The organism is Streptomyces sp. NPDC052023, from assembly GCF_044548465.1.
Taxonomy (GTDB): Bacteria; Actinomycetota; Actinomycetes; order Streptomycetales; family Streptomycetaceae; genus Streptomyces.
Genome location: NZ_JBIUBW010000002.1, coordinates 26772 through 46824 on the forward strand (window position 1 = coordinate 26772; position 20053 = coordinate 46824).

At 70.8% G+C, this 20053-nt stretch carries 16 protein-coding genes and 4 tRNA genes; 10 read left to right on the forward strand and 10 right to left on the reverse strand.

What is annotated here, in order from left to right; translation table 11 throughout:
* The 3 genes from ACIHCM_RS04155 to ACIHCM_RS04165 all read right to left on the reverse strand — a co-directional run.
* Nucleotides 1-1792 (reverse strand): DEAD/DEAH box helicase (locus tag ACIHCM_RS04155; protein WP_399888822.1); only part of this gene is annotated, 1792 nt, incomplete at its 3' end.
* Between the two features lie 239 nt (nucleotides 1793-2031).
* Nucleotides 2032-2571 carry a hypothetical protein gene (locus ACIHCM_RS04160; protein ID WP_399888825.1) on the reverse strand — a complete coding sequence of 180 codons (540 nt, stop codon included), beginning with the start codon at nucleotides 2569-2571 and terminating at the stop codon, nucleotides 2032-2034.
* A gap of 76 nt (nucleotides 2572-2647) precedes the next feature.
* Nucleotides 2648-2998 (reverse strand): metallopeptidase family protein, encoded by a 351-nt coding sequence (locus ACIHCM_RS04165; protein ID WP_399888828.1) that lies wholly within the window; start codon nucleotides 2996-2998, stop codon nucleotides 2648-2650.
* A 139-nt stretch (nucleotides 2999-3137) separates the two neighbouring features.
* On the opposite strand from ACIHCM_RS04165, the gene ACIHCM_RS04170 reads away from it, so the two are divergent.
* Together ACIHCM_RS04170 and ACIHCM_RS04175 are read left to right on the forward strand one after the other, a co-directional pair.
* Nucleotides 3138-4667 (forward strand): metallophosphoesterase, encoded by a 1530-nt coding sequence (locus tag ACIHCM_RS04170; RefSeq protein WP_399888831.1) that lies wholly within the window; start codon nucleotides 3138-3140, stop codon nucleotides 4665-4667.
* A gap of 80 nt (nucleotides 4668-4747) precedes the next feature.
* Nucleotides 4748-4820: transfer RNA gene (locus ACIHCM_RS04175), tRNA-Glu, on the forward strand.
* A gap of 70 nt (nucleotides 4821-4890) precedes the next feature.
* On the opposite strand, the gene ACIHCM_RS04180 is transcribed toward ACIHCM_RS04175, so the two are convergent.
* Entirely contained in the window at nucleotides 4891-5211 is a 321-nt protein-coding gene (locus tag ACIHCM_RS04180) for a hypothetical protein (RefSeq protein WP_399888833.1), read from the reverse strand.
* 125 nt (nucleotides 5212-5336) lie between these two features.
* Between ACIHCM_RS04180 and ACIHCM_RS04185 the strand changes: the two genes are divergently transcribed.
* From ACIHCM_RS04185 to ACIHCM_RS04210, 6 genes are all read left to right on the forward strand, one after another.
* A complete protein-coding gene (locus ACIHCM_RS04185; protein WP_399888835.1) occupies nucleotides 5337-6329 on the forward strand; it encodes a CHAT domain-containing protein in 993 nt (330 codons plus the stop codon).
* A gap of 189 nt (nucleotides 6330-6518) precedes the next feature.
* Nucleotides 6519-6593, forward strand: a tRNA-Asp gene (locus ACIHCM_RS04190).
* A gap of 22 nt (nucleotides 6594-6615) precedes the next feature.
* Nucleotides 6616-6692: transfer RNA gene (locus tag ACIHCM_RS04195), tRNA-Phe, on the forward strand.
* A gap of 131 nt (nucleotides 6693-6823) precedes the next feature.
* On the forward strand, nucleotides 6824-10753 hold the full coding sequence (hrpA, locus tag ACIHCM_RS04200; protein ID WP_399888838.1) for an ATP-dependent RNA helicase HrpA: 3930 nt from the start codon (nucleotides 6824-6826) through the stop codon (nucleotides 10751-10753).
* Nucleotides 10754-10846: 93 nt separating this feature from the next.
* Nucleotides 10847-10921 (forward strand) — tRNA-Asp (locus tag ACIHCM_RS04205).
* Nucleotides 10922-11274: 353 nt separating this feature from the next.
* Nucleotides 11275-11472: a DUF6274 family protein gene (locus tag ACIHCM_RS04210; protein ID WP_399888841.1), complete on the forward strand. Its 198-nt coding sequence runs from the start codon at nucleotides 11275-11277 to the stop codon at nucleotides 11470-11472.
* Between the two features lie 415 nt (nucleotides 11473-11887).
* On the opposite strand, the gene bldC is transcribed toward ACIHCM_RS04210, so the two are convergent.
* Both bldC and ACIHCM_RS04220 read right to left on the reverse strand, forming a co-directional pair.
* A complete protein-coding gene (bldC, locus tag ACIHCM_RS04215; RefSeq protein WP_003949541.1) occupies nucleotides 11888-12094 on the reverse strand; it encodes a developmental transcriptional regulator BldC in 207 nt (68 codons plus the stop codon).
* A gap of 511 nt (nucleotides 12095-12605) precedes the next feature.
* Entirely contained in the window at nucleotides 12606-13457 is an 852-nt protein-coding gene (locus ACIHCM_RS04220) for a hypothetical protein (protein WP_399888844.1), read from the reverse strand.
* Between the two features lie 220 nt (nucleotides 13458-13677).
* Here ACIHCM_RS04220 and ACIHCM_RS04225 point away from each other — a divergent pair, with 220 nt between their 5' ends.
* On the forward strand, nucleotides 13678-14778 hold the full coding sequence (locus tag ACIHCM_RS04225; RefSeq protein ID WP_399888847.1) for a Leu/Phe/Val dehydrogenase: 1101 nt from the start codon (nucleotides 13678-13680) through the stop codon (nucleotides 14776-14778).
* 303 nt (nucleotides 14779-15081) lie between these two features.
* Entirely contained in the window at nucleotides 15082-15333 is a 252-nt protein-coding gene (locus ACIHCM_RS04230; protein ID WP_393113676.1) for a DUF3073 domain-containing protein, read from the forward strand.
* Between the two features lie 71 nt (nucleotides 15334-15404).
* On the opposite strand, the gene purM is transcribed toward ACIHCM_RS04230, so the two are convergent.
* The 4 genes from purM to ACIHCM_RS04250 form a co-directional block, all read right to left on the reverse strand.
* Complete coding sequence (purM, locus tag ACIHCM_RS04235) at nucleotides 15405-16505, reverse strand: phosphoribosylformylglycinamidine cyclo-ligase (protein ID WP_399888850.1); 1101 nt, start codon at nucleotides 16503-16505, stop codon at nucleotides 15405-15407.
* A 40-nt stretch (nucleotides 16506-16545) separates the two neighbouring features.
* Nucleotides 16546-18072 (reverse strand): amidophosphoribosyltransferase, encoded by a 1527-nt coding sequence (purF, locus tag ACIHCM_RS04240; protein ID WP_399888853.1) that lies wholly within the window; start codon nucleotides 18070-18072, stop codon nucleotides 16546-16548.
* A 61-nt stretch (nucleotides 18073-18133) separates the two neighbouring features.
* Entirely contained in the window at nucleotides 18134-18946 is an 813-nt protein-coding gene (locus tag ACIHCM_RS04245) for an META domain-containing protein (RefSeq protein WP_399888856.1), read from the reverse strand.
* A 39-nt stretch (nucleotides 18947-18985) separates the two neighbouring features.
* A complete protein-coding gene (locus ACIHCM_RS04250) occupies nucleotides 18986-19783 on the reverse strand; it encodes a sterol carrier family protein (protein ID WP_399888859.1) in 798 nt (265 codons plus the stop codon).
* Between the last annotated feature and the right edge of the window lie 270 nt (nucleotides 19784-20053).

A 20053-nucleotide genomic window follows, 5' to 3' on the forward strand; every position in this document is an offset into this window, starting at 1 on the left:
CACCACGGTCGTCACGGCGCTCGAAGGAACGGCCCCCACGGTCGCCGTCACGGCGCTCGAAGGAACGCCCACCACGGTCACCGTCACGGCGCTCGTCCCGGCGGAAGCCACCACGGTCGTCACGGCGCTCGAAGGAACGGCCCCCACGGTCGCCGTCACGGCGCTCGAAGGAACGCCCACCACGGTCACCGTCACGGCGCTCGTCACGACGGAAACCGCCACGCTCGCCACCGTCACGACGCTCCCGGCGCTCGTAGGAGGAGGCCCCGGAACGCTCGGGCCGCTCGGCGTCCCGCGCCGCGACCTGCTCCGGCACCGACACCTCGATCACGTCCGGCGCCTCGGTCGCCGCGGCCGCCTCGGCCACCGCGGTCTGCGCCTCGGCGACGGCGGCCTCCGGGTCCTCGCCGCGCTCGCGGGCGACCCGGGCGACCAGCCGGTCGGCCTCCTCACGCAGCTCGGCGGCGCGCCGCTGCGCCCGCTCCAGCTGCTTGGTGAGGTGGGCGACCTCGCGCTCGGCCTGCTGCGCGGCGTTGCCCGCGGACTCGGCCTGCACCTCGGTCATCGACCGGGCGCCGGTGATCTCGGCGACCTCCGGGTCGAAGGCGCCGGCGCCCTGGATGATGTGGCGCGAGGCGTCCACGCCCGCGTCCTCCATCAGGCGGAAGATCTGGCGGCGCTGGTGCGGCAGCGACAGGGAGACGACGGTGCCGGTGCGGCCGGCACGCGCGGTGCGGCCGGCGCGGTGCAGGTAGTCCTTGTGGTCACCGGCGGGGTCGACGTTCAGCACGAGGTCGATGCCGTCGACGTGGATGCCGCGCGCCGCGACGTCGGTGGCGACGAGCACGTTGACGTAGCCGTCCTTGAAGTCCGCCAGCGTCCGGGTCCGGGCGCCCTGCGTCATGCCGCCGTGCAGCGCCTCGGCCTTCGCCCCGGAGTCGCGCAGCTGTTCGGCGACACGGTCGGCGCCCAGCTGGGTGCGGACGAAGATGATGGTGCGGCCCTTGCGGGAGGCGATCGCGGCGGTGACCGGGGCCTTGTCCTTGGGCTTCACGATCAGGATGTGGTGCGACATGGTCGTCACCGCGCCCTGGGCCGCGTCGACCTCGTGGGAGACCGGCTCGTTCAGGTAGCGGTCGACGAGGGTCTGGATCTCGTTCTCCATCGTCGCGGAGAACAGCATCCGCTGACCGCCCGCCGGGACCTGGTCGAGGAGCTCGGTCACCTCGGGCAGGAAGCCCAGGTCGGACATCTGGTCGGCCTCGTCGAGGACGGTGATCTGCACGTCGTCGAGGGAGCAGGCACCGCGGTTGATGATGTCGCGGAGCCGGCCGGGCGTGGCGACCAGCACGTCCACGCCGCGCTCCAGGGCGTAGATCTGGTTCCCCATCGACGTACCGCCGCACACCACCTTCATCTTCAGCCCGAGGACGTCCCCGTACGGCTGGAGCGCGTCGGCGACCTGCATCGCCAGCTCGCGGGTGGGGGTGAGGATGACGGCGCGGGGGCGCTTCTTCTCGGTGCGGCCACCGGCCAGGGTGGCCAGGGTGGGCAGACCGAAGGAGAGGGTCTTGCCGGAGCCGGTGCGGCCACGGCCGAGGATGTCCTTGCCGAGCAGGGCGTCCGGGATGGTCGCGGCCTGGATCGGGAAGGGGGTGGTCACACCGTTCTGCGCGAGCTTGCGCACGACGCCCTCGGGCAGGCCGAGGGCGTCGAAGGTGATCTCGGGGACCTCGGGGGACTGGTCGTCGCCCGAGGGCATGACGGCGTGATCAGTACTGGCGATAGACATACGTCTGCGAAACCTTCCGGAGTCTCATCGGCACGCGCCCGTCAACTCCGTGATTCGCACACGACCGCCTCAATGCGGTCCGCCACGGCAAGGGAGAGTACGCGCCACACGGCGCGCTCTGCGGTGGCGCCGGGCAAATGGGATCAAACGATCTACCACCATACGCACCCACCACCCCGAAAGGCAAACCGGGCCGGAAACGGCTGCTCGGCGGCGCCCCACCGGAAGCCCGGCGAGCACTAGACCGGCGCCCCCGCCTGGGGCGCCGGCTCCCGCTGGACCAGTTGCGGGCTCGTGTCCTCGTGGGCCGACGAGGACGGCTCCGCGACCGTCGGCTCCGGGCTGGTCGGCGGCTCGGGCGTCGGCGGGGGCGGTTCCGGGGCCGGGGTGGTCCGGGTGGGGGTCGGCTCGGGCGGGGGCGGCGGCGGGTCGCCCGGGTCGACGGGGTGCCCGGGGTCGGCCGGCGCATGCCCCGACGCGGACGCCCGTGGCGCCTTCGCCGAGCCGGACGGCTCGGGCTTCGCACCCGGCGAGGCCGAGCGGCCGCCCTTGCCGTCCTTGCCGCGCGCGGGATCCGCGCCGCCCGCTGCCCCGCCGCCCGCGACACCGCCGCCGGACCAGGCCGAGCCTCCGTCGGGCGCCTCGCCGCCCCGCGGTCCCGCCGAGTGCGAGGGCCTGGCCCGGTCACCGTCGTCGTCACCCACGCTCATGCAGCCGGCGGCAGCGGCGGCGGCCACGACGGTGGCGGCCAGGCGGACAGGTACGTACAAGCGGCGCACGGGCAGCCACCTCCGGGGCGGGGTGATGGAGTCAACCTGCCCAACTCCCGCCGCCCACAAGAGGACACGCGCCCCGTTACCCGTATCCCAGCGCGTGCAGCCGCGCGTCGTCGATCCCGAAGTGGTGGGCGATCTCGTGGACGACCGTGATCTCGGTCTCGGCGACGACGTCCTCGCGCGAATCGCACATCCGCAGCGTCGGCCCCCGGTAGATCGTGATCCGGTCCGGCAGCACCCCCGCGTACCACTCCCCGCGATCGGTCAGCGGCGTCCCCTCGTACAGCCCGAGCAGCTCGGGATCGTCGGCGGGCGGTTCGTCCTCGACGAACACCGCGACGTTGTCCATCAGCCTCGTCAGCTCCGGCGGGATCCGGTCCAGCGCCTCGGCGACCAGTTCCTCGAACTCCTCGCGCGTCATCTCCAGCACAGGCCCATTGTCCGGTAAGACCCCGCGCCACGAGACCCCGCCACCAAGCCGCGTTCGACCCACTCGGCGTCGCATATCCTCCAGCGCGCCTGGGCATACGGGACCGATGGCCCGCGTCCCAGCCGCAGTCCTGACCGCAATGAGCCGTTTCCGCCTCCGCCGCCCCCGCCCCGCCGTCGAAGCCGCACTCGTCCCGCCGCCTCCCCACCGCTGGACCCGGGCCCTGGGCCTCACGGCCGTCGTCCTGCTGGGCGCGTGGCTCGGGCTGCTGGTCGTCGGGAACGTCCGGGTCCCGGTCGGCCCGATGGACACGACGATGACCCTGCGCCCGTCCCTGGCCGGCGGCACGAAGATCAACGTCTCCCCGCTGGGCGCCCTGCACCTGGACAGCCACGTCGCCCCGGTCCGGCTCGACGTGAACGTCGACCAGCTCGACCCGGACCGCTCCCAGGCCCTGGTCGACCACCCCGAACGCCTCTCCGGCCTCCAGGACGAGGTCACCCGGGACGTGGGCCACGGCGCCCTCGACCTCGCCGTGCGCTCGTGCGTGGCCGTCGTCGCCGGCGCGACCGCCCTCGGCCTCGCCGTCTACCGCCGCCCGCGCCGCGCCCTGGCCGCCGGCGGCCTCGCGCTCACCCTGCTGGCGGCCTCGGGGGCGACGGCGTACGCCACCTGGAACCCCAAGTCGGTCCTGGAGCCGAGGTTCTCGGGCCTGCTCTCCTCCGCGCCCTCCCTGGTCGGCGACGCCCGCAGCATCGTCACCGAGTTCGACGTCTACCAGCAGGAACTGGCGCGCCTGGTGACCAACGTGACCAAGCTCTACGACGCCACCTCCACGCTCCCCGCGTACCGGCCCGAACCGACCACCATCCGCGTGCTGCACGTCTCGGACATCCACCTCAACCCGGCCGGCTGGAAGATCATCGCCTCGCTGGTCGAGCAGTACGAGGTGAACGTGATCGTCGACTCGGGCGACACGATGGACCACGGCACCTCGGCCGAGAACGGGTTCCTCGACCCGATCGAGGACCTCGGGGCGCCGTACGTCTGGGTGCGCGGCAACCACGACTCGCGGATCACCCAGCGCTATCTGCAGGACCTGAAGAACGTGCACGTCCTCGACGACGGCCGTGCCGTCTCGGTGGCGGGGCTGCGGTTCGCCGGGATCGGCGACCCCCAGTTCACCCCCGACCGCAGCAACAAGCCGGGCGCCGAGGCCTCCCAGGAGCTGGCCGGCGCCCGCCTGGCCACCGCACTGCGCGACCAGAGCGCGGCCGGCACCCCGGTGGACGTGGCCGTCGCCCACGAGCCGCAGGCCGCCCGGCAGACGGACGGCGAGGTCCCGCTCGTCCTGGCCGGCCATGTGCACCACCAGGAGATGGAGGTGCTGCCGTACGGCACCCGGCTGCGCATCGAGGGCTCGACCGGCGGCAGCGGTCTGCGCGCGGTGGAGGACGCGCACCCGGACCCGATCGAGGCGTCGATCCTCTACTTCGACCGTGACACCCGCCGGCTCCAGGCCTGGGACGCGATCCGCCTGGGCGGCCTCGGACTCAGCACGGCGGAGGTCAGCCGCCACCTCGTGGAGGAGAACAAGCCGGGGGTCACACCGTCGGGCGAGCCGTCCCCCACCCCGTCGCGGACCCCCTCCGGGGAACGGAGTCCGTAAACCGTTTTGGCGATCCCTCCCGCCATCCCATATGCTTCTCACGTCCCCGACGCGCTGAGAAGCGCCCAGGCGGGCCGATAGCCCTCATCGTCTAGCGGCCTAGGACGCCGCCCTTTCAAGGCGGTAGCACGGGTTCGAATCCCGTTGGGGGCACTCGCGAGACGTACGGAAACCCACTCCTTGCCGGAGTGGGTTTTTTGTGTGCCGTGCGCGCCGTGCCGTCTCACGCGTGCTTGCGCAGATGCGCCGTCACCTGCATGCCGACCGCCGGGGACAGCCGCCCGGACGGTACGTCGAAGCCCAGCTCCCGGGCGAGCGTCGCACCCCGCAGGTCGAACGCGGCCTCGGTGAGATGCGCCAGCGTGTCCACGGCGGCGCGGGGTACGGCGCAGCCCGGTGACGACAGGGCGGCCGCCATCGGCAGGGCCAGCCACCACCACGCGGCCAGCGGCACGGTCAGCAGGCCCCACCCGGCGGCGTCCTCCTGGCGCAGGCCCTGGACGCCCGCGACGACATGACCGAACTGCGCGAGCGCGCCCCGCACCTCGCCGGCCGCATCCGGGAGATCCGCGCCCTGCTGGACACCCCTGCCGAGGAGCCACGGGCGGCCCCCTTCCGGGCCCCGGCCGGCGGGCGGCGGCCGAGCAGCGCCGGGAACTCGCCGAGGGGATGGACGACTTGGTGGCCCGGGTCCGGGAGCTGCCCGGCCTGGAGGACTTCCTCCGGCTGCCCTCGCTCGAACGTCTCCGGTCCGCCGCCGCGCACGGCCCCGTGGTCGTCGTGAACACCAGCACCGTGCGCTGCGACGCCCTGGTCGTCACCCGCACCGACGTCCGCACGGTCCCGCTCCCCGGCCTCCACCTCGCCGGGGACGGCGGCCTGATCGACCGCGCCGAGGCCCTCCTGAACGCCCTGGCCCTCGTCGGCCGCTCCCCGGCCGACGCCTGGCGGGCCCAGCGCATCCTGACGCGCACCCTCGCCTGGCTGTGGGACACGGTGGCGGCCCCCGTGCTGGACGCCTTGCCGGACACCCCCGCCCCGAGCCGCCTCTGGTGGTGTCCCACGGGCCTGCTCACCCTGTTCCCGCTGCACGCGGCGGGCCACTACTCCGGAGCGCACCGCGACTCCCTCCCCGACCGCCACGTCTGCTCCTACACCACGACCCTGCGAGCCCTGGCGGCCGCCCGGTCCCGCCCCGCCCCCGCGCCGGCGGCACCCCGCGTGCCGGCCGTGGACCAGTCGGACACCCCGGGCCTGCCACGCCTCCCGCACGCCGCGGCGGAGGTACGGCGCCTCTCCGGACGCCTCCCCCGCACCACCGTCCTCACCGGCGCCCAGGCAACCCGCGAGAAACTCCTGAACACCCTTCCGGACCACCCCTACCTGCACTTCTCCGGCCACGGCACCCAGGACCCCACGGACCCGTCGGGCGGCGCCCTCTACCTCCACGACCACGAGCGGTCCGGCCCCCTGACCGTCGCGGACATCTCCCGCCTCCGCCTGGCGGACGCCCGGCTGGCCTACCTCTCCGCCTGCGAGACCGCACGGGGCGCCGCCACCCTGCCCGACGAGGCCGCCCACCTGGCCGGCACCTCCAGCAACTACGCCGCCAGAACAGCGACCCCCCTGTGGTGGGCGGCGTACGTGCACACCGGTCCTTGACGTCCACTCCCGGAGGGCGCGGAATTAACCGGTACGGGGCACCATCCACCCTCTGATATGCTGATCCAGCGACATCGGGCACCAAGAAAGTGCAGGTCAGCCACCGGAGAAGCAACTTTCCGGCGGATTTCTTCCACTCGTTTTGGAGACCCACATCGCCGTGTGCGACACTGTCGTACGCAACAGCCTGGTCCTGTGGAGCAGTTTGGAGTGCTCGCCACCCTGTCAAGGTGGAGGCCGCGGGTTCAAATCCCGTCAGGACCGCTCGGGGTCACACAAACCCCGTGGCTGGGTAGCTCAGTTGGTACGAGCGTCCGCCTGAAAAGCGGAAGGTCGCCGGTTCGACCCCGGCCCCAGCCACCACAGAAACCCCCGTCGAGATCATCGGCGGGGGTTTCGCGTTGCCGCCCCGGACACCCGCAGACCCGCAGGCCCCCGCACCGGCACGAAATCATTCGCCACGGATTTCCCGAGGATGAGATCCTGGAACCCGTATGTCTACGCAGCCTGCCCTCGCCCCCCGCCTGACGGACCTCTCCCTGCGCGACGCGCATCGGCTCGGCCGCAGGCTCGAAGGCGCACGCAAGATCCGCAAGCCGGAGGCCCGTGCCGCCGTACTCGCCGAGATCGAGGCGGAGATCGAGAAGGCCGAGGCGCGCATGGCCGAGCGCCGGGCGCAGGCGCCCGCGGTCAGCTACCCGCCGCAGCTTCCGGTCAGCCAGAAGAAGGACGAGATCGCCGACGCCATCCGCGACCACCAGGTCGTGATCGTCGCAGGCGAGACCGGGTCCGGCAAGACCACGCAGATCCCCAAGATCTGCGTGGAGCTAGGCCGTGGCGCCCGCGGCATGATCGGCCACACGCAGCCCCGCCGGATCGCCGCCCGCACGGTCGCCGAACGGGTCGCCGAGGAACTCGACACGCCGCTCGGCGAGGCCGTCGGCTGGAAGGTCCGCTTCACCGACCAGGTGAACCCGGACGCCACCTTCATCAAGCTGATGACCGACGGCATCCTGCTCGCCGAGATCCAGACCGACCGCGAGCTGCGCGCCTACGACACGATCATCATCGACGAGGCCCACGAGCGGTCCCTGAACATCGACTTCCTGCTGGGCTATCTCGCGCAGCTGCTGCCGAAGCGGCCCGACCTCAAGGTCGTCATCACCTCGGCGACCATCGACCCCGAGCGTTTCTCCCGGCACTTCGGCGACGCCCCGATCATCGAGGTCAGCGGTCGGACGTACCCCGTCGAGGTGCGCTACCGGCCGCTGCTCGAAGAGGACTCCGACGACGCCGACCGCGACCAGATCACCGCGATCACGGATGCCGTCGAGGAGCTGATGGGGGAGGGCAAGGGCGACATCCTGGTCTTCCTCTCCGGTGAGCGGGAGATCCGCGACACGGCGGACGCGCTGGAGAAGAAGAAGTACAGATTCACCGAGGTGCTCCCGCTGTACGCGCGGCTCTCGCACGCCGAGCAGCACCGGGTCTTCCAGCCGCACACCGGACGCAGGATCGTTCTGGCGACCAACGTCGCCGAGACCTCGCTCACCGTCCCGGGCATCAAGTACGTCATCGACCCCGGCTTCGCGCGCATCTCGCGCTACAGCCACCGCACCAAGGTCCAGCGGCTGCCCATCGAGGCGATCTCCCAGGCCAGCGCCAACCAGCGCAAGGGCCGCTGCGGCCGTACGTCCGACGGCATCTGCATCCGCCTCTACAGCGAGGACGACTTCGAGGCCCGCCCGGAGTTCACGGACGCGGAGATCCTCCGTACGAACCTGGCGAGCGTCATCCTGCAGATGACCGCCGCGGGTCTCGGCGACATCGAGAAGTTCCCCTTCATCGACCCGCCGGACCACCGCAACATCCGCGACGGCGTGCAGCTGCTCCAGGAGCTCGGCGCGCTGGACCCCGCGCAGAAGGACACCCGTAAGCGGCTCACCGACACCGGCCGCAAGCTCGCCCAGCTGCCGGTCGACCCGCGGCTGGCCCGGATGGTCCTGGAGGCCGACAAGAACGGCTGTGTCCGCGAGGTCATGGTCATAGCCGCCGCGCTCTCCATCCAGGACCCCCGCGAGCGCCCGGCGGAGAAGCAGGCCCAGGCCGACCAGCAGCACGCCCGCTTCCGGGACGAGACCAGCGACTTCCTCGCCTACCTCAACCTCTGGCGCTACCTGCGCGAGCAGCAGCGCGAGCGCGGCTCCTCGTCCTTCCGCCGCATGTGCAAGCAGGAGTACCTCAACTTCCTGCGCATTCGCGAATGGCAGGACATCTACAGCCAGCTGCGCACGGTCGCCAAGCAGATGGGCATCCACCTCAACGAGGACGACGCCCCCGCCGACCGCATCCACACCTCCCTCCTCGCCGGTCTTCTCTCCCACGTCGGGATGAAGGACGTGAAGGACGGCAACAAGAACGAGTACCTGGGCGCGCGCAACGCCAAGTTCGCGATCTTCCCCGGCTCGGCGCTCTTCAAGAAGCAGCCGCGCTTCGTGATGTCCGCCGAGCTGGTGGAGACCTCCCGGCTCTGGGCACGGGTCAACGCCAAGATCGAACCCGAGTGGGTCGAACCCCTCGCCGGTCACCTGATCAAGCGGACGTACAGCGAACCGCACTGGGAGAAGGACCAGGCGGCCGTGATGGCGTACGAGAAGGTGACGCTGTACGGCGTCCCGATCATCGCCCAGCGCAAGGTGAACTACGGCCGGATCGACGCGGAGGCCAGCCGTGCACTGTTCATCCGGAACGCCCTGGTCGAGGGGGACTGGCGGACCCCGCACAAGTTCTTCGCCGACAACCGCCGGCTGCTGAGCGAGGTCGAGGAGCTGGAGCACCGCGCCCGGCGCCGCGACATCGTGGTCGACGACGAGACCCTGTTCGACTTCTACGACCAGCGGGTGCCCGAACACGTCGTCTCCGGCGCGCACTTCGACTCCTGGTGGAAGCACAAGCGGCACGAGCAGCCCGACTTCCTCGACTTCGAGCGCGAGATGCTCATCCGCGAGTCGGCGGAGGCGGTCACCAAGGCCGACTACCCCGACTCCTGGCGCCAGGGCCCGCTCAAGTTCAAGGTCACCTACCAGTTCGAGCCGGGCGCGGACGCCGACGGCGTCACCGTCCACATCCCGCTCCAGGTCCTCAACCAGGTCACCGACGAGGGCTTCGACTGGCAGATCCCGGGGCTGCGGGAGGAGGTGGTCACGGAGCTGATCCGGTCCCTCCCCAAGCCGATCCGCCGCAACTACGTGCCCGCGCCGAACTTCGCGAAGCGTTTCCTGGACACGGCCGTCCCCCTCCAGGAGCCGCTGACCACCACCATGGCGCGCGAGCTGAAGCGGATGGTCGGTGTGCCCTTCACCGCCGACGACTTCGACTGGGCCAAGGTCCCCGACCATCTGCGGATCACCTTCCGGATCGTCGACGAGCGGCGTCGCAAGCTGGCCGAGGACAAGGACCTCGAGGCGCTGAGGCTCCAGCTCAAGCCGAAGGCCCGCAAGGCCCTCTCGCAGGCCGCCGCGGCCACCGCGGAGCGCAGCGGCGGCGAGTCGGTCGAGCGCAAGGGCCTGACCGACTGGACGATCGGCACCCTCACCCGCGTCTTCGAGACCCGCCGCGCCGGCCAGCCGGTCAAGGCGTACCCGGCGCTCGTGGACGACGGCGACACGGTCTCCGTACGCCTCTTCGACACCGAGGCGGAGCAGGCCGAGGCCATGTGGCAGGGCACGCGCCGGCTCATCCTGCGCAACATCCCGGTCAACCCTGCGAAGTTCGCGTCCGAGAAGCTGACCAACGCCCACAAGCTCGCCCTCTCCGCCAACCCGCACGGATCCGTCCAGGCCCTGTTCGACGACTGCGCGACGGCAGCGGCGGACAAGCTGATCGCCGACTTCGGGGGGCCGGCGTGGGACGAGGAGTCGTACCGCAAGCTCTACGACAAGGTGCGCGCGGAGATCGTCGACACGACCGTGCGCACGGTGGGCCAGGTGCAGCAGGTCCTCGCCGCCTGGCAGGCCTGTGAGCGCCGCCTGAAGGCCGTACGCAGCCCCGCGCTGCTGCCGAACCTCCAGGACGTCCGGGGGCAGCTGGACGCCCTCGTGAAGCCCGGCTTCGTCACGGCGACGGGGCTGAGCCGGCTGCCGCACCTGATGCGCTACCTGGTGGCCGCGGACCGCCGTCTGCAGCAGATGCCGACGAACGTCCAGCGGGACACCACGCGCATGGAGAAGGTCCAGGAGATGCGGGACGAGTACGCGTGGCTCCTGGAGCAGATGCCCCAGGGCCGGCCCGTCCCCGCCGCCGTCCTGGACATCCGCTGGATGATCGAGGAGCTCCGCGTCAGCTACTTCGCGCACGCGCTGGGCACGGCGTACCCGGTGTCGGACAAGCGGATCGTGAAGGCGATCGACGCGGCGGCACCGTGAGGAGCCCCGCACGCTAAGTGAGTTCGACCAGGCGGTCCGGCTCCTGTACAGTCTCTTCTCGCAGCGCAACGCAGAAATCGCGCCGCGAAACCTGGTCCTGTGGAGCAGTTTGGAGTGCTCGCCACCCTGTCAAGGTGGAGGCCGCGGGTTCAAATCCCGTCAGGACCGCAGTACGACCGAGGCCCGCATCCCCTCAAGGGAGCGGGCCTCAGTCATGACCGCATCCCGCGCACACGCCACGCGGCCTCGCCGTGCGAGAGGCCGCGCCCGCGGCGCAGCCGCAGTCGACGCAGCAAATCCCGTCAGGACCGCAACACGACCGAGGCCCGCATCCCCTCAAGGGAGCGGGCCTCAGTCATGACCGCACCCAGGGGAGAGCCCGGGTTCTTCGGAGCCCGGGCTCTCTCGCGTGCGGGGGCGCTCGCCCGCCCACGTGGCCCGTACGCCGCCTTGACGGCGTCACCTTCGGTCGGTACTCAGAAACCAGGGCAACCCGCCCGCTGGGCCCCCGGAGGTGGCATATGGCGGCATCGGTGAGGCATGAGACGCGGGCGTTGCTCCGGGCGCATCTGTCGGCCGCGTCGTCGTACCGGCATGTGACCCGGCACTGCCCGATCTGCCATCGCCTGCTGCGCCTCGCCCTCGCCATGGACTCCGTGCCGCTTGCGACGGACGCCCCTGAGGAGAGCGCCGAGGACGAGCGCCCCGCCGGTGGATGACCACCCCCGTGGCCCCTTGAGTCCCAACTCCCCTACCGCACATAGGACAGAGGCAACAAGCACGTTGGCATGTGACGGGAGTCACCGCATGAGTTTCTGAAACAGCGGTACTTACCCATCTCCTACAACTGGTCAATTTAATATGTGCAATTGCACTGTCCGGCGGGGCCTTGCCGCGGCAGCCCCGACGCCCCTCCCCAGACTCCGACAAGCCCGCCCACGGACTCGCCACCCCGCGCACAAAAAAGATCGCGCTGGACCCGGCGGAGTCCAGCGCGATCGACGACGCACCCTGTCAGTTGCCCGAAGGCCCTGGGCGAGGCCCTGTTGGGGCAGGACCCACGTCGCTTGGAGCTTGGTTCCGGACGCCTCGGCAGGTTGGGGGACCAGCCGATTTGCCCTGTTATTCAGTTGTTCAGGCCTCGCTGCGCTGCTGCGGGATGCCCGCGAGCAGAGCGCGCACCTCAGCCTCGCGGTAGCGGCGGTGCCCGCCGAGCGTACGGATGGAAGTGAGCTTGCCGGCCTTCGCCCACCGCGTGACCGTCTTCGGGTCGACGCGGAACATCGTGGCGACCTCAGCCGGGGTCAGCAGCGGCTCGGCATCAGGGGTGCGAGCGGTCATGAGCGGCCTCCTCGGGAGAACCGAACCTTCTCGGTTCTTTCCTCTAAATTCTGCACCTTGACCCGCGTTGCCCGAAATGGCGGACGCGAGTCGAGTCGGTTATAGGACGAACGGCTTGTCCTCGGCACTACAACTACACCATCTGTCCAGCCGCGTCGGCCAAACCGATGGAATTGCCCTCCCAGGTGTTCATCAGCGACGGATGCCGATGGACCATGCCATAGCGGACAGTCACGCCACTGTGACGATCAGTCACAGGGCGATCAGGAGTCATCAGACCCCCCAAAGCGCGCAATACGTAGATTCCGCCCATAGTTGAGCACACCAGGACGGACAGAGTCCTCCCCGGACTCCTTGTCCTATTTTGGCATGGGGAGGGGCAAGGGACGCAAGAGTCATGTACGTGCGCTCCGTCACCCTTGTCGCATGCATCACACTCTTGACGCATACGCCCAGATCGGGCTCTAGATCCCTTGTTGACGCCCCGTAAGGTGCGTCACAGAACAGTACGTCAGTTCGCCGAACGCAGGTCTCGCACCGAGCGCCAGCGCTCCACCAGCCGCGCGTACGCCTCGCCCGCCGCGGCCCCGTCGCCGGTGCGCAGCGCCTCGATCCCCTCGGCCACGTCGGCCGCCGAGTGGTCGCCCTCCAGGTCACCGGCCGGCAGGGCGTGCACCAGCCCGCCGTAGTCCAGCTCGACCAGCGAGCGCGGGTGGAACTCCTCCAGCCATCGCCCGACGTCCACCAGGCCGTCGATCAGCGGCCCCTCGTCCATGGCGTTCCTCAGCGTGCGCAGGCCGCGGGCCACCCGGCGGCGGGCCTGGACCATGGGCGTGCGGTAGCGCAGCACGGGCGGGGCGTCGTCGGTGCCCCCGGAGCCCTTGTCGTACTCCCGCTCCTCGTCGGAGACGAGCACGAACCAGTTCAGCGGCACCTGCCAGGTCGCCGTGCGGATCCAGGGGCGGGCGTCCGGGTTGCCGGCCAGCCACCGCTCGTAGTCCTGTGTCGCCTGATGGCGCAGGACCGGCGGCAGCACCGCGTCCAGCAGGGGCGGCGCAAGCTCCTCCGCGAGGTCACCCAGCGCCTGCCAGCCCCGCAGCCGGGTCCGCCACGGGCAGATGTGGATCACCCCGTCGGCCTCCAGCACGAAGGCGTCGCTGCTCTCGTGGACCGGCACCGGCACCGGCGGGGTGGGCAGCAAGTCGGCCAGGGAACGGCGAAGTTCGACCTGGTACGAGGGGCGGTCCGGACGGCGGGCGTAGCGCGCCCAGTGAGCGCGCTCCGGCTCCGGGAAGGCGGCCAGCGGCTCGTACACGCGCAGGTACGCCGCATACGGGACGATCACCGAGGACACCTTGGGCACGCCTGCTCCCTCCCCCGCCACCTGCCGGGGAAACCTGCGGAACCCGCCCACAAACGCGCGGGAAAACTATGCAAATCGTCGCACGGACGTACTCCGTGCGGAGGTGATCCTGAGCACTGCTCGGTCGGCGCGGCCCGGAGGCTCTAATCTCGTGCTCACAGGCCCCGCCACCCGCACGGGACCCCTCCCATCGCCGCTTCTTGCCTCAGGAGTCACCACCGTGACCGACGTAACCGGCGCACCTGCTGATGTACTGCACACCCTGTTCCACTCGGACCAGGGCGGACATGAGCAAGTCGTGCTCTGCCAGGACCGCGCGAGCGGCCTGAAGGCCGTGATCGCCCTTCACTCCACCGCCCTCGGCCCCGCCCTCGGCGGTACCCGCTTCTACCCCTACGCGAACGAGGCGGAGGCCGTCGCCGACGCGCTCAACCTCGCGCGCGGGATGTCGTACAAGAACGCCATGGCCGGGCTGGACCACGGCGGTGGCAAGGCCGTGATCATCGGCGACCCGGAGCGGATCAAGACCGAGGAGCTGCTGCTCGCCTACGGCCGCTTCGTGGCCTCGCTCGGTGGCCGGTACGTCACCGCCTGCGACGTCGGCACCTACGTCGCCGACATGGACGTCGTGGCCCGCGAGTGCCGCTGGACCACCGGCAGGTCCCCCGAGAACGGCGGGGCGGGCGACTCCTCCGTCCTCACCGCCTTCGGTGTCTACCAGGGCATGCGCGCCTCCGCCCAGCACCTGTGGGGCGACCCGTCGCTACGGGGCCGCCGGATCGGCATCGCGGGCGTCGGGAAGGTCGGCCACCACCTGGTGGAGCACCTGATGGCGGAGGGCTCCGAGGTCTTCGTCACGGACGTGCGCGAGGAGGCCGTGCGCCGGATCGCCGAGCGGCACCCGGCTGTCACGGCGGTGGCCGACACGGACGCGCTGATCCGCGTCGACGGCCTCGACATCTACGCGCCCTGCGCACTCGGCGGGGCGCTGAACGACTACTCCGTACCGGTACTCACCGCGCGGGTGGTGTGCGGCGCGGCCAACAACCAGCTCGCCCATCCGGGTGTCGAGAAGGACCTCGCCGACCGCGGGATCCTCTACGCGCCCGACTACGTGGTGAACGCCGGCGGCGTCATCCAGGTCGCCGACGAACTGCACGGCTTCGACTTCGACCGGTGCAAGGCGAAGGCCGCGAAGATCTACGACACCACGTTGGCCATATTCGCACGTGCGAAGGCCGACGGGATCCCGCCGGCCGCCGCGGCCGACCGGATCGCCGAGCAGCGGATGGCGGAGGCCCGTACGGCCCGCGGATGGTGACGTTCCGCGGGGCTCGTCCGAGGGTTTGAGCGGTACCTGCCGGTGGACAGTTGGAGAGAACTCTCACTTCGACCGGCGGGTCGGCCGCCGATAAGTGGTTAAAATCGCCACTGACCAGCGAGGACGGGGCGCCTCAAAGGTTCTGGGCACACGCGCGTGCTGCGGGCGACGTACCGTATGGGCGCGGGCTCAGGTACCGTGGAAGCCCTACGGACCGGTCTCTCCACGGAGAGCCCGTGCCGGATCATGAACGCGTGTCAAGACTCTGGGGCCGTCGAGCCCCGTCGTTGAGGGGGTCGAGCCATGGGGCGCGGCCGGGCCAAGGCCAAGCAGACGAAGGTCGCCCGCCAGCTGAAGTACAACAGCGGTGGGACGGACCTCTCACGCCTGGCCGAGGAGCTGGGCGCATCGACTGCGAATACGTCACCGAACACGAACGGTGACCAATTCGAGGACGATGAGCACGACGACGACCTGTACGCACGGTACGCCGACCTCTATGAGGACGACGACGAGGACGAGGAAGGCCAGTCCTCACATCGTCGCGGCGCTTGACCTTGCACTGAGCACTCACCCGGTCGGTGACCCCTGGTTACCGACCGGGTTCTGTGCTGCCCGCGCGGAGCTCAGCTGTCGTAGTCACCCACCAGTGCCGCGCCCGTGGTGTGCTCGCCGCGGTCCGTGATCTCACCGGCGACCCAGGCCTCGACCCCGCGGTCGGCCAGCGTCGCCAGGGCCACCTCGGTGGACTCCTCGGGGACGATCGCGATCATGCCGACGCCCATGTTGAGGGTCTTCTCCAGCTCCAGGCGTTCGACCTCACCCGTCGTGCCGACGAGGTCGAAGACCGGTGCCGGGGTCCAGGTGGAACGGTCGACGACCGCGTGCAGGCCGTCCGGGACGACACGGGCCAGGTTGGCCGCGAGGCCGCCGCCGGTGATGTGGCTGAAGGCGTGCACCTCGGTGGTGCGGGTGAGCGCCAGGCAGTCCAGCGAGTAGATCTTCGTCGGCTCCAGCAGCTCCTCCCCGAGGGTGCGGCCGAGGTCGTCGATGTGCGCGTCGAGGGACAGACCCGCCTGGTTCAGCAGGACGTGCCGGACCAGCGAGTACCCGTTCGAGTGAAGACCGGAGGCCGCCATGGCGATGACGGCGTCACCCGTTCGGATGCGATCCGCGCCGAGCAGCCGGTCGGCCTCCACCACGCCCGTTCCGGCGCCGGCGACGTCGAAGTCGTCCGCTCCCAGCAGGCCGGGGTGCTCGGCCGTCTCACCGCCCACCAGGGCGCAGCCGGCCAGCACACAGCCCTCGGCGATGCCCTTCACGATGGCGGCGACCCGCTCCGGGTGGACCTTGCCGACGCAGATGTAGTCGGTCATGAACAGCGGCTCGGCGCCGCACACCACGATGTCGTCCATGACCATCGCGACCAGGTCGTGGCCGATCGTGTCGTAGACGCCCATCTGGCGGGCGACGTCCACCTTGGTGCCCACACCGTCCGTGGCCGAGGCGAGCAGCGGGCGCTCGTAGCGCTTGAGGGCGGAGGCGTCGAAGAGGCCGGCGAAGCCGCCGAGGCCGCCGAGCACCTCGGGGCGCTGCGTCTTCTTCACCCACTCCTTCATCAGCTCGACCGCGCGGTCGCCCGCCTCGATGTCGACACCGGCAGCCGCGTAGGAGGCACCGGTGACAGGACCCGTCGCCGAAGGCGACTGATTGTCTGCAGCAGACATTGCCTGGGATCTTTCGGTTGGTGATACGAGGCTTGGGTGCCTACGGACGGCGGATCGCGTCGGCCGCGGCCGTGGCCGCCGGACCGGCCGCCAGCTCCGTCTCCAGCAACTGCTTGCCCAGCAGCTCGGGGTCCGGGAGCTCCATCGGGTACTCGCCGTCGAAGCAGGCGCGGCACAGGTTCGGCTTGGCGATGCTGGTCGCGTCGATCATGCCGTCGATGGAGATGTACGCCAGGGAGTCGGCGCCGAGCGAGGTGCCGATCTCGTCGATCGTCATGCCGTTGGCGATGAGCTCGGCGCGGGTGGCGAAGTCGATGCCGAAGAAGCAGGGCCACTTCACGGGCGGCGAGGAGATCCGGATGTGCACCTCGGCGGCGCCGGCCTCGCGGAGCATGCGGACCAGGGCGCGCTGGGTGTTGCCGCGGACGATCGAGTCGTCGACGACGACCAGCCGCTTGCCCTTGATGACTTCCTTCAGCGGGTTCAGCTTCAGCCGGATACCGAGCTGGCGGATCGTCTGGGAGGGCTGGATGAACGTACGGCCGACGTACGCGTTCTTCACCAGACCCGCACCGAAGGGGATACCCGAGGCCTCGGCATAGCCGATGGCGGCCGGGGTGCCGGATTCCGGGGTCGCTATGACCAGGTCGGCCTCGGCGGGCGCCTCCTTGGCGAGGCGGCGGCCCATCTCGACCCGGCTCAGATACACGTTCCGGCCGGCGATGTCGGTGTCGGGGCGGGCCAGGTACACGTACTCGAAGACACAGCCCTTGGGCTTCGCGTCCGCGAATCGGGAGGTCCGCAGGCCGTTCTCGTCGATGGCGAGGAACTCGCCCGGCTCGACCTCGCGCACGAAGCTGGCGCCGACGATGTCGAGGGCCGCGGACTCGGAGGCGACGACCCAGCCGCGCTCCAGGCGGCCCAGGACCAGCGGGCGGATGCCCTGCGGGTCACGGGCGGCGTACAGGGTGTTCTCGTCCATGAAGACGAGGCTGAAGGCTCCCCTGACCTGCGGCAGGACGACCGGGGCCGCCTCCTCGACGGTCAGCGGCTTGCCGTCGGCGTCGACCTGGGCGGCCAGCAGGGCCGTCAGCAGGTCGGTGTCGTTGGTGGCGGCGACCCGGGTGGTACGGCCGTCCTGCTTGGGCAGTTCGGCGACCATCTCGGCGAGCTTGGCCGTGTTGACCAGGTTGCCGTTGTGGCCGAGCGCGATGGAGCCGTGCGCGGTCGCGCGGAACGTCGGCTGGGCGTTCTCCCACACCGAGGCGCCGGTGGTGGAGTAGCGGGCGTGACCGACCGCGATGTGGCCCTGCAGGGAACCGAGCGAGGTCTCGTCGAAGACCTGCGAGACCAGGCCCATGTCCTTGAAGACGAGGATCTGGGAGCCGTTGCTGACCGCGATTCCCGCGGACTCCTGGCCCCGATGCTGGAGGGCGTAGAGCCCGAAGTACGTGAGCTTTGCGACCTCTTCGCCTGGCGCCCAGACACCGAAGACGCCGCATGCGTCCTGGGGGCCCTTCTCGCCGGGAAGCAGATCGTGATTGAGTCGACCGTCACCACGTGGCACGCCACCGAGTGTAGGCGAGGTCGACCACTGGTCCGAATTGGGGATACCGGGCGGTAACGGATCACTTCGCGGCGGCCGCTGTCACCGTCTCGCCGTTTTCGCTGGTCAGCGTGAGGCTGCGGTGGTCCAGGCGGAAGGTCACCGTGCCGTCGAAGAGCCGCAGGAGGCGCTTTTCGGTCGCCATGAGTGAGGCTTCGCACATCATGCGCGTGGTGGACGCGGGGCCGAGGGTGATCCGGCCGTCGCGGACGGTGGCCTCGGCCGTCACCTTGTTGCACGTGAGGCGGCCGCTGACCGTGCCGGCGTCCTTGTCGAAGGTGAGATGCGCCTTGCCCTCGGCGCCTTGGGGGAGGGGCTCCGCGGCGCCGTCCGGGCCGCCCTTGCCGAGGGTGGTGACCGTCCACTTCGTCCCGTACAGCGGGGCAGGCTCCTCCTGCGTCAGCTGGACGGTGTCGCCGGCGTCCGTGGTGAGGGTGAGGCGCTCACCGGTGACCTCGGTCTTCAGGGGGCCGTCGGCGAGAGTGCGGGCGAGGTTCTTCTCGAAGGTCATGGGCTTCTCCTCGCAGGCCATCTCGGTCGCCGTGGCGTCGCCGAGCCGGACCCGGTCGCCGTCGAAGGAGGCCTGCGCGCTGAAGTGGTTGCAGCCGTAGTTGCCCTCGGCCTTGCCGCTGTCGTCGATCGTGACGTGCGCGTCGGCGGGGGCGTCGTGCTTCGTGCCGTCGACGGTGACGCTGTCGACGGTCCAGTGGACGCCCGTGACGGGCCGGCGGGCATCGGCCGTCGTACTGCCCGCCTGTTCACTGCCGCAGGCGACGGCGAGCGGGAGGAGGGCGAGGGCCGCGGTGAGGGTGATGCTCTGCTTCTTCCTGTACATGCCGATTCGACGGGGCAGGTGGGGTGATCGGTTCCCCTCTCAGGCCAGCAGCGGAAGGAGTTTCTCCAGATCGGCCCGTCCGCCACTGGCGCTCACCTTCGCCCCGGCCACGGCGTCCGCCCAGGTGAGGCGTCCGGTCGCGAGCCGGACCCAGGTCAGCGGGTCCGTCTCGATCACGTTGGGCGGGGTGCCACGGGTGTGCCGCGGCCCCTCGACACACTGCACCACGGCGTACGGCGGGATCCGCACCTCGGTCGAACCGCCGGGGGCCTTCGCGGCGAGCGTGTCGGCGAGCAGCCGGGTGGCCGCGGCCAGGGCCTGCCGGTCGCAGGGGATGTCCAGGCCCGGCACGGCGGCGTTCAGGTCGTCGGTGTGCACGATCAGCTCGACCGTGCGGGTGACGACGTAGTCGGCCAGGGGGAGCGCGCCGGCGCTGGTGGGGAGCAGGCGGGTGCCCGGATGCGCGTCGAGGCCCGCGGTGAAACGCCGCTCCGCGTCGGCGAGGTATGCGTCCAGGTCGGGGTGGTCCTCGGCGAGGCGGTGCGCGGTGCCGGCGATGGCGGGCGCGTCGGCGGCGATGGCGGCGGGCCAGTCGGTCGGCCGGGCGTCCTGCCGGGCGGGCTCGGGCTCACCGAGCAGCCGGCAGACGGCCGTGAGGGCGGTCCCGATGTGCGCGACGAGGTCCCGTACGGTCCAGTCGCCCAGGCCGGTGGGCAGGGCGAGCTGCCCCGGGGTGAGACCGCGGACGGCCTGGCGGATCTCGCCGAACTGGGCAAGCACGGCAGCACGGGTCTTGACGGGGTCGTAGGCGCGGGGGCGCTTCCTGGCCGGGGGCATGACGGGAGCCTAGTGCCGCGACAGGCGACGTTCGCCCGTTGAGGAGCGGCGTCTGGTGCGTGCTCTCGGCGTGCCGGGTGCACGCCCTCGTTCTGGATGTACTGGGGCTTGTGCCCCGTACGGCGAGTGGGGGTCCCCCCTGCTCGAAGAGCTTGGGGGAGCGTGCCGGGCGTCGCGACGGGGCGAACGTTGCCTGTTGCGGCACTAGGTCAGCGGCGAAGGCCGAGGAGGCCGGGAGCTTCACGTCCGTGCGGCGGCGGCCGGTGACAG

What these genes read in the sequence shown, in the direction of transcription:
- purM (WP_399888850.1), bottom strand. Translation starts at nt 16,505, where the DNA reads ATGTCTGCTGCAGACAATCAGTCGCCTTCGGCGACGGGTCCTGTCACC.
- ACIHCM_RS04250 (WP_399888859.1), bottom strand. Translation starts at nt 19,783, where the DNA reads ATGCCCCCGGCCAGGAAGCGCCCCCGCGCCTACGACCCCGTCAAGACC.
- ACIHCM_RS04245 (WP_399888856.1), bottom strand. Translation starts at nt 18,946, where the DNA reads ATGTACAGGAAGAAGCAGAGCATCACCCTCACCGCGGCCCTCGCCCTC.
- bldC (WP_003949541.1), bottom strand. Translation starts at nt 12,094, where the DNA reads ATGACCGCTCGCACCCCTGATGCCGAGCCGCTGCTGACCCCGGCTGAG.
- ACIHCM_RS04230 (WP_393113676.1), top strand. Translation starts at nt 15,082, where the DNA reads ATGGGGCGCGGCCGGGCCAAGGCCAAGCAGACGAAGGTCGCCCGCCAG.
- ACIHCM_RS04185 (WP_399888835.1), top strand. Translation starts at nt 5,337, where the DNA reads ATGGACGACTTGGTGGCCCGGGTCCGGGAGCTGCCCGGCCTGGAGGAC.
- ACIHCM_RS04170 (WP_399888831.1), top strand. Translation starts at nt 3,138, where the DNA reads ATGAGCCGTTTCCGCCTCCGCCGCCCCCGCCCCGCCGTCGAAGCCGCA.
- hrpA (WP_399888838.1), top strand. Translation starts at nt 6,824, where the DNA reads ATGTCTACGCAGCCTGCCCTCGCCCCCCGCCTGACGGACCTCTCCCTG.
- ACIHCM_RS04210 (WP_399888841.1), top strand. Translation starts at nt 11,275, where the DNA reads ATGGCGGCATCGGTGAGGCATGAGACGCGGGCGTTGCTCCGGGCGCAT.